Source organism: Catenibacillus scindens (assembly GCF_014202115.1).
GTDB lineage: Bacteria > Bacillota > Clostridia > Lachnospirales > Lachnospiraceae > Catenibacillus > Catenibacillus scindens.
This window is the reverse complement of record NZ_JACHFW010000010.1, coordinates 44,830-59,474: the sequence shown is the minus strand read 5'-3', so window position 1 is coordinate 59,474 and position 14,645 is coordinate 44,830. Positions and strand designations below refer to the sequence as shown.

The 14,645-nt window shown below is 48.0% G+C and carries 13 protein-coding genes and 1 pseudogene; 10 read left to right on the top strand and 4 right to left on the bottom strand.

Annotated elements, in window-relative coordinates; translation table 11 throughout:
* The first annotated feature begins 8 nt into the window (after positions 1-8).
* The 7 genes from HNP82_RS11965 (at position 9) to HNP82_RS11935 (ending at position 7,490) form a co-directional block, all read left to right on the top strand.
* On the top strand, positions 9-839 hold the full coding sequence (locus HNP82_RS11965; RefSeq protein ID WP_183775109.1) for a transketolase: 831 nt from the start codon (positions 9-11) through the stop codon (positions 837-839).
* Entirely contained in the window at positions 832-1,788 is a 957-nt protein-coding gene (locus HNP82_RS11960; protein ID WP_183775106.1) for a transketolase family protein, read from the top strand. The genes HNP82_RS11965 and HNP82_RS11960 overlap by 8 nt, the downstream gene beginning before the upstream one ends.
* Positions 1,785-3,266 (top strand): FGGY-family carbohydrate kinase, encoded by a 1,482-nt coding sequence (locus HNP82_RS11955; protein ID WP_183775103.1) that lies wholly within the window; start codon positions 1,785-1,787, stop codon positions 3,264-3,266. The genes HNP82_RS11960 and HNP82_RS11955 overlap by 4 nt, the downstream gene beginning before the upstream one ends.
* Before the next feature lie 78 nt (positions 3,267-3,344).
* Entirely contained in the window at positions 3,345-3,644 is a 300-nt protein-coding gene (locus HNP82_RS11950; protein WP_183775100.1) for a hypothetical protein, read from the top strand.
* Positions 3,645-3,662: 18 nt separating this feature from the next.
* Positions 3,663-4,958, top strand: coding sequence for a hypothetical protein (locus HNP82_RS11945; RefSeq protein ID WP_183775097.1), 1,296 nt, complete (start codon positions 3,663-3,665; stop codon positions 4,956-4,958).
* Positions 4,959-4,983: 25 nt separating this feature from the next.
* Positions 4,984-5,919, top strand: coding sequence for a nucleoside hydrolase (locus HNP82_RS11940; RefSeq protein WP_207720611.1), 936 nt, complete (start codon positions 4,984-4,986; stop codon positions 5,917-5,919).
* A gap of 116 nt (positions 5,920-6,035) precedes the next feature.
* Complete coding sequence (locus HNP82_RS11935; RefSeq protein WP_183775091.1) at positions 6,036-7,490, top strand: glycoside hydrolase family 140 protein; 1,455 nt, start codon at positions 6,036-6,038, stop codon at positions 7,488-7,490.
* A 109-nt stretch (positions 7,491-7,599) separates the two neighbouring features.
* On the opposite strand, the gene HNP82_RS11930 is transcribed toward HNP82_RS11935, so the two are convergent.
* On the bottom strand, positions 7,600-7,995 hold the full coding sequence (locus HNP82_RS11930; protein WP_183775088.1) for an SRPBCC family protein: 396 nt from the start codon (positions 7,993-7,995) through the stop codon (positions 7,600-7,602).
* A gap of 218 nt (positions 7,996-8,213) precedes the next feature.
* Here HNP82_RS11930 and HNP82_RS11925 point away from each other — a divergent pair, with 218 nt between their 5' ends.
* Positions 8,214-9,146 (top strand): tRNA dihydrouridine synthase, encoded by a 933-nt coding sequence (locus HNP82_RS11925; protein WP_183775085.1) that lies wholly within the window; start codon positions 8,214-8,216, stop codon positions 9,144-9,146.
* 112 nt (positions 9,147-9,258) lie between these two features.
* On the opposite strand, the pseudogene HNP82_RS11920 reads toward HNP82_RS11925, so the two are convergent.
* Positions 9,259-9,846, bottom strand: a pseudogene (locus HNP82_RS11920) (lactaldehyde reductase); the annotation flags it as partial.
* Positions 9,847-9,903: 57 nt separating this feature from the next.
* Entirely contained in the window at positions 9,904-10,470 is a 567-nt protein-coding gene (locus HNP82_RS11915) for a TetR/AcrR family transcriptional regulator C-terminal domain-containing protein (protein WP_183775082.1), read from the bottom strand.
* Positions 10,471-10,694: 224 nt separating this feature from the next.
* On the opposite strand from HNP82_RS11915, the gene HNP82_RS11910 reads away from it, so the two are divergent.
* A complete protein-coding gene (locus HNP82_RS11910) occupies positions 10,695-12,305 on the top strand; it encodes a hypothetical protein (RefSeq protein ID WP_183775079.1) in 1,611 nt (536 codons plus the stop codon).
* Positions 12,306-12,377: 72 nt separating this feature from the next.
* Here the strand turns inward: HNP82_RS11910 and HNP82_RS11905 are convergent, their stop codons facing one another.
* Positions 12,378-13,757: an MATE family efflux transporter gene (locus HNP82_RS11905; protein WP_183775076.1), complete on the bottom strand. Its 1,380-nt coding sequence runs from the start codon at positions 13,755-13,757 to the stop codon at positions 12,378-12,380.
* Between the two features lie 188 nt (positions 13,758-13,945).
* On the opposite strand from HNP82_RS11905, the gene HNP82_RS11900 reads away from it, so the two are divergent.
* Positions 13,946-14,404 carry an Lrp/AsnC family transcriptional regulator gene (locus tag HNP82_RS11900; RefSeq protein ID WP_183775073.1) on the top strand — a complete coding sequence of 153 codons (459 nt, stop codon included), beginning with the start codon at positions 13,946-13,948 and terminating at the stop codon, positions 14,402-14,404.
* The last annotated feature ends 241 nt before the right edge of the window (positions 14,405-14,645 follow it).

Below are 14,645 nucleotides of genomic sequence, written 5' to 3'. Positions count from 1 at the left end.
GAAGGAGAATGAATTTAAAAGCATTAGCTTATAAGCTGAGGCAGGACGCCGTTGACCTTATATGTGCCGGAAAAAGCGGCCACATTGGCGGGGATATGAGCGTCATGGAAATTTTAACGGAGCTGTATTTTGATCAGATGAATGTAGACCCTAAGCTGGCGGAAGATGAGAACCGCGATCTTTTTATCCTGAGCAAGGGCCATTCTGTGGAAGCCTACTATGCGGTGCTGGCAAAGAAAGGTTTTCTTGATAAAGAGGATCTTTTAAAACGGTTCAGTAAATTCGGCTCCCCCTACATTGGCCATCCCAACAATAAACTTCCGGGAATTGAGATGAACTCAGGATCTTTAGGCCACGGCCTTCCGGTGAGCGTGGGCATGGCCCTGGCTGCAAAAATGGACGGGAAGGAGCGAAGAGTTTATGTCGTCATGGGCGACGGCGAACTGGCGGAGGGTTCTGTGTGGGAAGGCGCTATGGCCGCTCACCAGTATAAGCTGGATAATCTCTGCGCCGTGGTGGACCGGAACCGTCTTCAGATTTCAGGAAATACAGAAGATATTATGGGTCAGGATGATCTTTGCCAGCGCTTTACAAGCTTTGGATGGCATGTCATTGATGTGGCAGACGGCAATGATATTGACCAGCTTCACAGCGCTTTTGAGGAAGCAAAAACGGTTAAGGGAAAACCGACCATTCTCATCGCCAATACCGTTAAGGGTAAAGGCTCGCCGGTGATGGAAAATAAGGCCCAGTGGCACCATAAAGTTCCCACGAAAGAAGAATATGAGCAGATTATGAGTGATCTTAAACGCGCACAGGAGGGATTGGAAAATGAGTAACATTGCCAACAAACAGGCGATCTGCCAGGTTTTAATGGCGGCAGCCAGGACGGATAAGGATATTGTTGCTCTGTGCAGCGATTCCAGGGGAAGCGGATCCTTCACCCCATTTGCCGATGAATTTCCCAGCCAGTTTGTGGAGACGGGGATTGCTGAACAAAATCTTGTCAGCATTGCCGCAGGACTTGCCAAGTGCGGAAAGAAGGCATACGCTGTGTCACCAGCCTGCTTTTTATCTACACGCAGCTATGAACAGTGCAAAATTGACGTGGCCTATTCAGACACTAATGTTAAACTTATCGGCATCAGCGGCGGCGTTAGCTACGGCGCCCTTGGCATGAGCCATCACAGTGCCCAGGATATTGCAGCCATGAGCGCTATTCCGAATATGCGGGTGTATATTCCAAGCGACCATCTTCAGACCCAAAAGCTGACACAGGCCCTGTTAAAAGACAATAAGCCCGCATACATCCGTGTGGGGCGCAACGCTGTGGAACCGGTCTATGAGGACGGGAATGTGCCTTTTGAGATGGATAAGGCCAACATTTTGTGTGAAGGGGAGGACATTGCCATTATCGCCTGCGGTGAAATGGTCAGACCGGCCAGGGATGCGGCAGATCTTTTGAAAACGGAAGGTGTTCACGCCACAGTGGTGGACATGTACTGTGTCAAACCTCTGGATGAGGAAACCCTTCTGAAAGCGGTAAAAAATGTCAGGGCGGTTCTTACCGTTGAGGAACATTCACCTTTCGGCGGCCTTGGCTCCATGGTGGCCCAGGTGATTGGACGAAACTGTCCCAAAATGGTGTTGAACATGGCTCTGCCCGACGTGCCGGTAATCACCGGAACATCCCGGGAGGTGTTTGATTACTATGGATTGAATGCCCCTGGAATTGCCAAAAAAGCAAAAGATTTGCTGAGGGCATGTTCCTCTGGAGAATGCCTATGAGCGAAAAAAAATATGTGATCGCCATTGACCAGAGTACCCAGGGGACAAAGGCTATGGTCTTTGATCCGGCGGGGAAGATGATCCTTCGCCGGGACCTTCCCCACCGTCAGATCATTAATGAAAAAGGGTGGGTCTCTCACGACCCTTCTGAAATTTATGAAAATACCATTAAAGTTGTTGGAATGGCTGTTAAAGATTCAGGCATTCTGCCGTCGGATATTGCCGGGGTGGGGATCAGCAATCAGAGAGAGACGTCCATGATCTGGGAGCGGTCCACAGGTAAACCTCTGGGCTTGGCTGTTGTCTGGCAATGCTCAAGGGCAGAGGCCATCTGCCGCCGTGTGGGAAAAGAGGGACTGGCCGGCCCTGTTTATGAGAAAACCGGTTTAAAACTATCCCCCTACTTTCCGGCGGCAAAATGGGCGTGGCTTGTGGAGAATACACCTGGAGCAAAGGCATTGGTCAAAGAGCATGGCCTATGCTATGGGACGGTGGATACCTGGCTGATCTGGTGTCTCACCAAAGGAGCGTCGTATAAGACCGATTATTCTAATGCCTCACGGACACAGCTTTTTAACATTTTTGATTTGTGCTGGGATGAAGAAATCTGCCGGGGCTTTAATATAGCGCCCAAAGATCTGCCACAGGTCTGCGATTCGGACAGCTTTTTCGGAAGTACGGATTTTGAAGGACTTTTTGACCATCCGGTACCTATACACGGTGTTTTAGGGGATTCTCACGGTGCCCTCTTTGGACAGGGCTGTTTAAATCCCGGCATGATTAAGACCACATACGGAACAGGCTCATCTATTATGATGAATATTGGGGAAAAGCCTATGCTTTCTTCCCACGGCGTTGTCACATCACTGGCCTGGGGACTTCACGGAAAGGTGAATTATGTGCTGGAAGGAAATATTAATTATACTGGAGCGGTGATCTCATGGCTCAAAGATGATGTGGGGTTAATTTGCGATCCGGGTGAGACGGAAAGATGGTGCCGGGAGGCTGTCAAAGACGATGAGCTTTACTTTGTTCCAGCATTTACAGGGCTTGGGGCACCTTACTGGGTCAGCAGGGCCACAGGGGCGCTTCTTGGGATCACAAGAACTACCGGTAAAGGGGAGATCGTCCGCGCCTGCATTGAGTGTATCGCCTATCAGATCACCGATGTGATCCGGGCCATGAGCCAGGATTGCGGGATCGGAGTGAAAGAACTCCGGGCAGACGGCGGCCCTACAAAGAACAGTTATTTAATGCAGTTTCAGAGCGATCTTTTAGACGGGACGGTTCTCGTCCCGGAATGCGAGGCTCTATCAGGCACCGGGGCAGCTTATGCTGCCGGACTTGGACTTGGGATTTATGATGAGAAGGTTTTTGAAGCCCTTGAGCGAAAAGCATACCGCCCCACAATGGCACAGGATGTGCGGGAGAAGAAATATGGCGGATGGAAAGCCGCGGTGGGACGGATACTAACATAAAGAGACTTCTGTTTGGCCGTCTTCTTCATGATGGCTGAACGGTGAAAGTTATTAATTATATTGAGGAGGTTAAAATTAATGAAAGGGAAAAAATTATTAGCGCTTATGCTCACAGGAGTGATGGCGGCCTTGGCAATTGCCGGCTGCGGAAACTCAGAAAGCACTCAAAGCACATCGGGAAGTACGTCTGTGAATCCGGAGAGTACAGGAGCCGGTGAAAGCCAGACAGCATCGGAGGCACAGTCTCAGGACACAGCTACATCTGAAGTATCAGAGGCAGAATCTGCAGGGGATTATAATGTTACATGGGATGACATGGCTGAAATCATTGTGGTTTATCCATCCATGAGTACAATAATGGCGCAGCGCCATGAATGAAAGCGGATGGAGAGTGAAATGAGCGTTTATAAAACATTTACAACGGTCACGGACTTTGGCCCTTACATTACAAAACTGATTTTGAAGTTTAACCGGAAAACCAGCAAACAGTCGGTAAAGCCGGAAGATTTCAGGGTGCAGGTCCGGCGCAGGAATCCTGAGACAAAAGCGGTTATATTGACAAAGGAGTTTTTCAGGTGGGATGACGCGCCTGAACCGGCTGAAGGAGAACGGCAGGTGTACCGGGCGTATCCCTGCGACAGTATGGGAAATTACTGTGATGCCGGAGATTTTGTGGCGCTGGAAATGGGCACGGACAATCTGGGAAAGAAAATTGAAGGGACTATTGACAGCAGCATTTTTACAGACAATGAGTACAGGATTTCTTTTACCCCTGGTCAGGGGCAGCAGACGCCGGAGTTGGTCTTTGACCAGTGTGCCGGAGACATATGCCCTCAGCTTGAAGGGTGGAGAAGCTGCGAGAGCTTGGGAGAGGGCCGTCTTGGTTTTGGATATTACACCCCGGAAGTGGTCAGGCGTGAAAAAACTACTAAAGAAAAACTCCCTCTTTTAATCTGGCTTCACGGAGCAGGAGAAGGGGGAAATGTTCCGGAGATTGCCTATACCGGCAATAAAGTTGCCAATCTGTCATCCGCAGATATCCAGAAAAAGTTTGGAAACGGGGCCTGGATTCTTGTGCCACAGTGCCCCACGGTATGGATGGACGATGGAAAAGAGCAGCTTGGGCGCAGCAACCAGAGTATTTATACAGAGCCGTTAAAACGGTGCATTGACGAATTTATACGGGACCGCCAGGATCAAATTGACAGCTCACGTATATGGCTTGGCGGCTGCTCCAACGGAGGGTTTATGACGGTGCGGATGGCTGTTGATTATCCCCATACTTTCGCCGCCATTTTTCCTGTGTGTGAGGCGTTTTTTACGGAAAATATCACCGAAGATGTGATCCGGAAGCTGAAAGACATGCCCTGCTGGTTTGTCCACGCCAAAGGTGACAGACTGGTCAATCCCCAGGAGACAGCGATCCCTTTGTATCAGCAGCTCATTAGCTCCGGGGCGGATAATGTCCATATGACTTATTTCGACAATATGGACGAGGAGGCCAGGAAATTTTATAAAAATAACGAACTTTTGCCTCATTTATTTGACCACGGCGTGTGGGTTCGGGTGTATAATGATAAATGTACCACAGATTTTGACGGACAGCCGGTCATGGCCAATGGGCGCCCGGTGACACTTTTTGAGTGGCTTGGAAAACAAAAAAGACCCGATATGGGCCAGATTGGCGGATAAAATGAATTTGAAGGAGGAACCAGGATTGTTTGATTATGGTTTTACAGTGCCGGATAAGAAAAAAATCCGGCTGATCGTACATACCGATTGTAAAAATGAGGCGGATGACCAGTTTGCCCTGGCACACCATCTGATGACGCCAAAGTTTATGATTAAAGCCATCATTGCCGGACATTTTGAAAAGAATCCCCAGGAGTACGGATCGGGAAATACGGTCTATGCCAGCAGGGATGAAATTTTAAAAATATTGTCTCTTATGGGGATTGAGAAAGAATACAGAGATAAAGTCTTTACCGGAGCGCCGGGGCCTGTGCCGGATGATAAAACACCGGTGGATTCTGAGGGCGCCAGAGCTATTATTGCTCAGGCCATGGAAGAAGATGAACATCCTCTGTTCGCTGTTTTTCTGGGAAGCCTTACGGATCTTGCTTCCGCCATCTTGCTTGAGCCAAAGATCTGTGACCGGATGACCGCAGTGTGGATCGGCGGCGGAAAGTATCCATGCGGGGGTTGGGAATTTAATCTCTGGCAGGATATCGCTGCGGCCAATGTGGTTTTTGCTTCTTCCATGCCCCTGTGGCAGATTCCTATTAACGTGTACAAACAGATCGCTGTCTCCCTGACAGAGCTGGCTTTAAAGGTCAGGCCCTGCGGCGCAGTCGGGAAGTATCTCTTTGAGCAGATGGCTGATTTTAATGAAAAACATGGCGATCAGATGGCCTGGCCTCACGGGGAGAGCTGGGGGCTTGGCGATCAGGCAAGTGTGACGGTTCTTCTGGAAGAGAGGGAACGCATGAATTATGACTGGATTCCCGCGCCTGCCATTTCACCGGAATTAAATTATATTCACGGGCAGAATCATCGTCCTATCAGGGTTTATCATACCCTGGACGCAAGGCTGACTATGGAAGACTTTTACGCTAAGCTGCAATTTAATTTTGGCAATGCTTCAGCCTCGTAAGCGGCGGTAAAGCACGATTAGCTGCGAGAATCTTAAAATGCATGGCTGAATCAATGTCAGTTAGTTGATGGCTGAATAGTTACTCAATAAAATATAAGTAAATAAAGGTGAGTTTTATGGAAAAACTGAGAGTATCAAAAGATCACAGACATCTTGAGACTGTCAGCGGAAAGCCCTTTTTCTGGCTGGCGGATACAGACTGGACGCTGCCTATGCGTCTGAAATGGGATGATGTGCTGTATTTAATGGATAAACGTGTGTCCCAGGGATTTACAGTGCTGCAGATTGTTGCCCTTGATCCTGAAATGGATGTGCAGATGCGCACTCCTGTGGGAGAAAAAGCGCTGATCAACGACGATCTGGCCTGCCGCAATGAGAAATATTTTGAATATCTTGACTGGATCATTGATATGGCTGAGGAAAAGGGCCTTTATGTGATGCTTCTCCCGGCATGGGGCCAGTTAGTTGTAGGTGAGGACTGGGGCGGACACACTTATGAAAAGACAGTGACGGAAGATAACGCTTACGAGTATGGGGACTGGATCGGACGCCGCTATAAGGACAAAGCTAACATTATATGGTGTCTTGGCGGGGACCGCCAGCCTATACATAAAGGTGTGGATTATAAAAATGTATGGCGGAAGATGGCGGAAGGTATCGGTCACGGCGTCACCGGCTGCGACCTGAAATGGAATGTTCCGGATCCTTGCTGGTCAGAAGCGCTGATGACCTATCACACATGTTTTGAGATGGAAACAGGAAAATATTCCACCATGACCTACTGGGATGACGGGGAGGCGTGGATCGACTTTATTATGCTCCAGTCTGGCCACGGGGGAAAGACTCAAAATTATCTTCAGGTTAAAGCAGAGTATAACCGGAAAATCCCAATGCCGGTATTTGACGGGGAACCGGCCTATGAGCAGATGCCGTCCAACTGGCCCGACCCCTTCCCTCTTCACGATGAGTGGATTGTGCGCAAGCGGGCTTACTGGTCCTTATTTGCCGGTGCATTTGGACATACTTACGGGCATTCATCGGTGTGGTGTACCATTTCTGAAAAGGAGCGGAGCAAAGGCCGCCCCTATACGTGGTGCGAGGCTCTGGACCGTCCGGGGGCATGGCAGATGCGGGTGCTTAGAGATCTGATAGATTCAAGGCCCTTTGCGGACGTCGTTCCCTGCCAGGATATGATCGGACACAGCCGGCACTGCGGGGAGGGCTGCCTTGATGATCATCGCCAGGCATGTGTGGATAAAAACGGCCGTTTTGCTATGGTCTACCTGTCTTCCGGTGGTACGGAGAAGGTAGATCTCGGACGCCTGAGCGGGGAAAAACTTAATGTGTGGTGGTTTAATCCGAGAAGCGGAGCGTGTGAGAATGGCCAAAATATAGCTAATACAGGCGATTGGACAGACTTTACATCGCCGGATTGGGGAGAAAAGAAAGACTGGATTTTGGTGCTTGACGATGCCGCCGCCGGTTTTGACCGTCCCGGTCGTCCCCTTAAAGAAGTCCTTGAATTTAACAAAACAGAAGAGACTGTGGAAGCGAAAGTTTTTAATTGGTAAAAAACAGCAGGCCGAGAGTTTTTTTGATCTCGGTCTGCTGTTTTTTTGAACCGTATTTTTATTCCCGCAGGCAGTGAGCCAAACAAACGCGCTTGCGCGTCCATAAATTTTATTTTTCCACAGCTTTTCTTAAATCTTCAATATAGGCATTGACCTGCTTTTTGAGATAAAATCCGGCAAAAGGTTTGAAATACCACTTGGCGTCGGCGTCAAGGGTAATCTCCAGGGAAGTCTCCCCTTTGTCGTTGGAGAAACGGTAGGTATAATGTCCTTTCATTAATTTGTTTTCCATATTCAAATCATAACGGCGGCAGGTTTCACTGGCTGTGACCCGGAATGTAGTCTGTCTGCCTTTTTTTGTATGTTCGATAAATTTCTTGCCGCTCTTGATGATTTCTACCTGCTCGATATTGCGGCGCCATGAATAATTGGTCAGCGCGACAACTGTCTGCCATACTTTCTGAACCGGACATTGAAATGATGCTTTCGTATTTATTGTTGCCATTTAAGGCCGAACCTCCTTTTTTCGATATAACCGTTTGACCGTCAGTGCTGGACGGATCAAGCCGTTAATGTCTGTTTTTTATTGTATCATGATTTTCTTGCAAAATAAAGTGTAAAAGTGTATACTGTACCACATTGTGTAACAGTAACAACAGGCCATCCCACTTCATCCCTGATGGCTGAACGGTTGTCACATTGTAATGAGATGTTGGAGGTATTATGAAATATTATTTTGCGCCCCTTGAGGGGATTACCAACTATATATTCAGAAAGATTCACAGTATATATTTTCCCGGACTTGACAAATACTTTGCCCCATTTATCAGCCCTAATCAAAGTAAAAAAGTGATGACTAAAGAGATGCGGGATCTTTTGCCGGAAAACAATGAGGGGATTTATCTTGTGCCCCAGATTCTTACGGCCAGCGGCGGGGATTTTGTGGCGACGGCCAGAAAACTTTCTTCCCTTGGCTATGAGGAAGTCAACCTTAATCTGGGATGTCCTTCGGGCACTGTGGTGGCAAAAAATAAAGGCTCCGGCCTCCTTGCCTTTCCCGAAGCAGTGGAACGGCTATTAGATGAGATATTTTCCAGACTGGATATGAAAATTTCTGTAAAGACCCGGTTGGGAATGACGGAGGGGGATGAGTTTTACCGGCTGCTGGAAATTTATAGTCAATATCCTATGGAGGAATTAATCATTCATCCCAGAGTGAGGGAAGATTTTTATAAGAACAATCCACGGACGGAATATTTTGAGTACGCGGTTTTGGAGAGCAAAAATCCCCTCTGCTACAACGGTAATCTTTATACGAAAGAGGATATTGAAAAGCTCCGCAAACGATTTCCAGATGTGGAACGGCTCATGTGCGGCAGGGGCCTTTTGACTGATCCCGGTTTTATCTGGCAGATCCAAAATGGCGGGAGCGAGGTGCAGGTCTGCCAGCGGATCATGGATTTTCACAATACTCTTTACCAGGCTTACCGGGAATATATGTCCGGGGAGAGGAATGTGCTGTTTAAGATGAAAGAGATATGGTTTTATATGATCAGCTATTTTCCAGGAAATGAGAAGGCCATGAAAAAAATTAAAAAGGCTCAGCGCCTGGCGGATTATGAAGCGGCAGTGAGGGAAGTTTTCAGCTTTAAATAAGACAAAGAAAACCGTCCGCCCCATACACTGAGCTAATCCGTCTATGGAACGGGCGGTAATGCTATTCATGCCCTGTCAGCGTGCTGCAGGGAAAATTGAATCGAGGCTGCCATTACATTAATTTTCTGAACAGTTCTTTCAGATCTTCTATGCAGGTATCTTTCGGATTGCCCGGACAGCAGGCGTCGGCAAATGCGGACTGGGCAAGAAAATCAAGATCCTCCTCTTTAAGTGCCTCAAGCTTGGCTGGAATACCTACATCCGAAGAAAGTTTGCGCACCGCGTCAATAGCAGCCCTGCGGTATTCGTCCACGCTCATGGCGTCAACGCCGGGAACGCCCATGGCTCTTGCAATCTCACGGTATTTTTCACCGGTGCATTCCTGGTTGTATTCCATGACAATGGGGAGCATCATAGCGCAGGCAACGCCGTGAGGCGTATCATAGACGGCGCCAAGGGTGTGGGCCATGGAATGGGCGATGCCAAGACCTACATTGGAAAAGCCCATGCCTGCAATGTACTGTCCAAGGGCCATGCCTTCACGGCCTTCTTTTTTGTTGTCAACGGCGTCTCTTAAAGATCTGGAAATAATCTCAATAGCTTTTAAGTGGAACATATCTGTCATTTCCCACGCGGCTTTTGTTGTGTAGCCTTCAATGGCGTGGGCAAGTGCGTCAAAAAGGGGCGCTGCGTGCAGGCCGGAGCCTAGAAAAACGCGGCAAAGCTGCGAGATGATCGGGAGATCGCGGTAAGGGGATCAGAGGAGTTTAAGGCGGATAAACAATTGTTCCAGCTTGGCTGGCATGGCCTCCACCATAAACGGAGCCAACTGCTCCGGAGGGGTTTTCATCCCTGTTAGAACCCATTTGACAGTCATGTAGATGGAGCTGTAACAGTACATTTCTAAAATAAATTTAAGCTCCTGGGACAGAGAAGCCCCGGTCTTTTTCTCAATTAAGTCTGTATAAAATTGAAAGATCAGTGCAAAGTCATGTTCTTTCAGAGAATTGCAGTCATCGGAGCGGAAGGCGGCCATAAAAAATACCCGTTCCTGCTGGATATATCTGAATTTTTTTACCAGTCCTTCGGTGACAGTCTTGCCGCTGCCCATGTGTTCAAAGGATTCGTGGAGCAGTTTGTCGAAATACCAGTTGATCAGATCGTATTTATCAAGAAAATTCCGGTAGAAGGTCTGACGGCTCAGATGGCATTTTTCAACAATCTGGCGAACAGTGATATGGTCCACAGGGGTGGTCTGCATACATTCTTTGATGGCCTGAGCGAGTTTATACCGGGTCTGCTCTTTTTTATCGGAAGGCGCCATAAAGCCACATCCTTTCATCGTTACTTAATTGAATTTTAGGGAGTTTATCGCGTTTTGTCAATGACAAAAGCAAAGGAGCAATGAAGCTTCATTAGCTGTTGATTTACAGGGGCGTTATATATTATACTGGACATAGAAGTTAATTAAAGCTTTGGCGTCAGGGAAATTAGCCGGCCTATGGGACAGGTGGAGCCCAGTGAAGTGCAGACAGGGGGAGAGAGCCAATGATCGTTCGTATATGCCCGTATTGTGATCAGAGATTAAAAAAGAAGCATCACTGCAATAATTGCAACAGTTTTGTGTGGAAGGCAAATACCATGGAGGTTCACGAAGCTGCTGAAGATGAGGCGTTTGGAGACTTTTCAAAATACAAAACCTCGGAAAATACGGCTTCAGAATATAGGACCTTTGAATACGAAAATTCTGAATATAAAACTCCGGAATACAAATCGTTGGAGCGGGAAGCAGAGGAAACAGGACCTCGGTCTGAGCCTGGGTACATTCAGGTTCAGCTTCCTCTCCAAAATGAGCCGGCGACGGACAAGAAGCCGCAGCCTTCCATGACATCAGACACAAAGGCGCGAGGAACCAGGACACCGACGGCAAAGTCGGCGATGACAAGAGCGGCAGATGTCACCAAGAAATCTGACCGGAAGAAAAGCGGCAAAGGCGCTGTGGCCATTATAGTGATTGTTTTCGTCGTTATCGGGATCTCATGGGTTGTATCGGCCCTGGGAGATATTATCGCGGATTACGAATATACGGACATGGCTGCGGATGAAGCGGAAGAGACATCTTCGGAGATTGATCTGACTAGCGATGATCTGGCCAACTATACCCAAAACTGTACAGAGATTATCCATCTGGATATAAACGGGGAAGAACTCCTCCAGGCCACAGAAACATTTCTTGAAGAAAAAGGTTACGATCTAAGTGAGGCCGACCAAAATTTTTACGGCTACGCCGACCGGATGAATCCGGATGACTGTTTTTATGAATGGGAATATCATGTATATCTGGATGAAAATTATGATCAGTTTATGCAGCTTTCCTATGACGGGGTGACAGGGGACGTTCATGAGATCCGCTACTGCCTTTTATCGCAAGAAGAAGCCATAGAATATCTCTTGCTTGTGTTTAGGGATTTTATGGGGGTAGATACGGTAGAGACCGAAGAACTGGAGACGCTTTTTAGTGAAGATTCGCCAGGGGGTTACTGTATGAACAGCGTTGTCAGTGTGTACCAGAGCAGTTACAGCGGAGGGTATACAGTGAATATTGAAGGGACACAGGAGCCTTATGATTATGCCCAGGAGCCTGAGGAACGCCAGCTTACCCAGCAGGAAGTGATGGATTATGGCCGGGAATGTAATTCAAGCCCCCATCTGGATATAGCCCAGGGGGAAGATGTGACTCTCCTTGTGGAGAACTGGATGGAAGAGCATGGATATACCGGATTTGAATATGATATTTATTCCATAGATACAGTGAGAACTTATACCCAGCTTGGGGGTCTGACCTATGACAAACTCATACTCAATACTCTGGAACACTGGTATAATTATGATAATAATATGTCTGTCTGGGTTGAGACAGATACTTATTCCGGGCGTCTCCACCGGGTCAGCGCCTCAAATTTTGACGAGGACTCGGCATTAAGCCTGTTGGAGCTTATGACGGAAATGGTGGGAAAGGGGGACGCGGCCTCTATTCTTGAAATGTGCCAGTCTCAATTAGATGAGCAGGAGTATGCTTTTGTTGAGATCGAAGACCTGGAATTTTATATGGCTTTGTATGATGGTGATCTTACCGTACAGATGTATGGAGCCTACTAAAACCAATATGCCATTTAAAAAAATGCCGCATTCACCCCGGCTGATGAAAGACCGGGATGGACGCGGCATTTTTCATACCCCGTCAGCCTGCTGCCGGGTATTTGACTGGTCCGATGATCTGGCCAGCAGCTTTTTTCTGTGAAAGAGATAATATCCGAGGCCAAGGACATCGGCGAGAAACCAGCCGATGGGAACGGACCACCAGATTCCCATAACGCCCAGCACCGGTATGGCCGACAGACCGTAGGCCAGGCCCACACGGGTTCCTAAAGATACAACGGTTAAGATTACAGACATGCCCGGTCTGCCAAGGGCGCGGTAAAGGCCGTAGAGTAAAAATAAGATGCCGATCATAAAGTAGAAGGTGCCTTCAATGCGAAGGTAGCCTACGCCCTGGGAAATAACTTCCCTTTCCCCGGCGTCGATAAACATGGACATAAGGGGCTTCGCAAAGATAAATACGCACAGGGATACGGCCAGGCTGAATATGATCGAAGTTAAAAAGGCCAGCCGGATGCCTTTTTTAATCCGATCCGGCTTTTTGGCGCCGGAGTTTTGAGCGACAAAAATGGAAAAGGCATTGCCGAAATCCTGAACCGGGAGATAAGCGAAAGCGTCAATCTTTACGCCGGCGGCGAAGGCGGCCATGATGGTCGTTCCAAAGCTGTTGACAAGCCCCTGAACTGCAAGGATTCCCAGATTCATAATGGACTGCTGCATACAGGTCAGTGCAGAATAGCTGGCGATCTCTTTGATCCGTTCCATCCGAAGCCGTACACCTTTGTCCAGCCGTACAAGCTCCGGAAACTTGATTTTTGTATAAATGGCGATGCCGATGCCTGAGACATACTGGGAGATGACCGTAGCCTCGGCGGCGCCGGCTACGCCCCGGTGAAAGACCGCCACAAACAAAAGATCCAGGCCAATATTTAAAATAGCGGAGATAGCCAGAAAAACAAGGGGAACCACAGAGTTTCCCAGGGAGCGCAGCAGGGAGGCAAAAAAATTGTACAGGAAAATACCGATGATCCCTGCAAAGATGACGATGAGATATTCACGCATCATTCCGGACAGAGAGGCAGGAGTCCTCAGCGCCCATATGATCCAGTCGATCCCGGCAAAAATGATTACATTCATGACCACAGCCACAACGCCCAGGAGGGCGAAGGACGCCAGGATACCTTCTTTTAATCCGGAGGTATCTTTCTGGCCAAAACGGATGGAAAAAACGGTTCCGCTTCCCATGGCAAGGCCAAGTAAAATGGAGGTGAGAAAGGTCATCAGGGAAAAGGCGGAGCCCACAGCCGCCAGGGCGTTAGCTCCGAGAAACTGGCCGACAATAAGAGTATCCGCAATGTTGTAGCACTGCTGTAAAAGATCTCCCAGAATCATGGGAATGGCAAAGCGTACCAGGGATGTCATGACAGGTCCCCGGATCAGGCTTCTTTCCATGGATAGATCACCACTTTCGTTTCGAAAAAAATATATTAACATTCGTAATTTATTATAGTTTTAGTGTTTATATATGTCAAGTTAAACCTTGCCATATTCTTGACGCGGCGGAAAAACTCATTGTATAATAAATGTTGTCAACAAGGTTTTATAATGGGCGGGATATCCGAAGAAAAGGGGACTGTTTTATGTTTTTAGATGGGTTAGATGAGCTGGACCAAAAGATCGTACAGCTCCTTATACAAAATGCCAGAATGCCCTACGCGGACATTGGAAAGCAGGTAGGGCTGTCAAGAGTGGCGGTCAGGACACGGGTACAGGCTCTTGAGAAGAAGGGAATCATTGAGGAGTATACAACGATCATCAATCCTCAGAAGATCAGCGGAGCGATTTCCTGCTATTTTGAAATAGAGACGACGCCGGCAGCTCTTATGGAAGTGGCAAGGTTGCTGGAGAAAAATGATACTATTACGCAAATTTATCGGGTGACGGGGAAAAGCCGGCTTCATGTCCACGCTGTCGCAGCCTCTAATGAGGAAATGGAAAAATTGATTTATGAAACTATAGACCGTCTGCCTGGCGTGACCCAGTGTAGTTGTAATATGATTTTTTCGCGGATCAAGGATATTAAAGGATTAAGGCTTTAGTGCGGCTTGGGGTGTTCTAAAACGTTCGCAGCGTCAGCTCAGGTCTGCTGACGCAGTCCTGAGCTGAGTGCTGGCGCCCTATATGTCTGTAAAAAGATGCGTCCCGGTGAGCAAGCTCCCCGTTCCGTACCTTTTTACAGACATGCACGGCTTGATTGTATCAAAATCCATACAAGATTTTGGTTGATATTTTCTTGACGAGGGGGCGGGGATTGTATTACAATAATAACGAATGTGAATT

Excerpts from the sequence above, each read along its gene's own strand:
- HNP82_RS11905 (WP_183775076.1), bottom strand. The coding sequence starts at position 13,757 with ATGGAAAGAAGCCTGATCCGGGGACCTGTCATGACATCCCTGGTACGC.
- HNP82_RS11930 (WP_183775088.1), bottom strand. The coding sequence starts at position 7,995 with ATGGCAACAATAAATACGAAAGCATCATTTCAATGTCCGGTTCAGAAA.
- HNP82_RS11965 (WP_183775109.1), top strand. The coding sequence starts at position 9 with ATGAATTTAAAAGCATTAGCTTATAAGCTGAGGCAGGACGCCGTTGAC.
- HNP82_RS11915 (WP_183775082.1), bottom strand. The coding sequence starts at position 10,470 with ATGGCGCCTTCCGATAAAAAAGAGCAGACCCGGTATAAACTCGCTCAG.
- HNP82_RS11945 (WP_183775097.1), top strand. The coding sequence starts at position 3,663 with ATGAGCGTTTATAAAACATTTACAACGGTCACGGACTTTGGCCCTTAC.
- HNP82_RS11960 (WP_183775106.1), top strand. The coding sequence starts at position 832 with ATGAGTAACATTGCCAACAAACAGGCGATCTGCCAGGTTTTAATGGCG.
- HNP82_RS11910 (WP_183775079.1), top strand. The coding sequence starts at position 10,695 with ATGATCGTTCGTATATGCCCGTATTGTGATCAGAGATTAAAAAAGAAG.
- HNP82_RS11955 (WP_183775103.1), top strand. The coding sequence starts at position 1,785 with ATGAGCGAAAAAAAATATGTGATCGCCATTGACCAGAGTACCCAGGGG.
- HNP82_RS11935 (WP_183775091.1), top strand. The coding sequence starts at position 6,036 with ATGGAAAAACTGAGAGTATCAAAAGATCACAGACATCTTGAGACTGTC.
- HNP82_RS11900 (WP_183775073.1), top strand. The coding sequence starts at position 13,946 with ATGTTTTTAGATGGGTTAGATGAGCTGGACCAAAAGATCGTACAGCTC.
- HNP82_RS11950 (WP_183775100.1), top strand. The coding sequence starts at position 3,345 with ATGAAAGGGAAAAAATTATTAGCGCTTATGCTCACAGGAGTGATGGCG.
- HNP82_RS11925 (WP_183775085.1), top strand. The coding sequence starts at position 8,214 with ATGAAATATTATTTTGCGCCCCTTGAGGGGATTACCAACTATATATTC.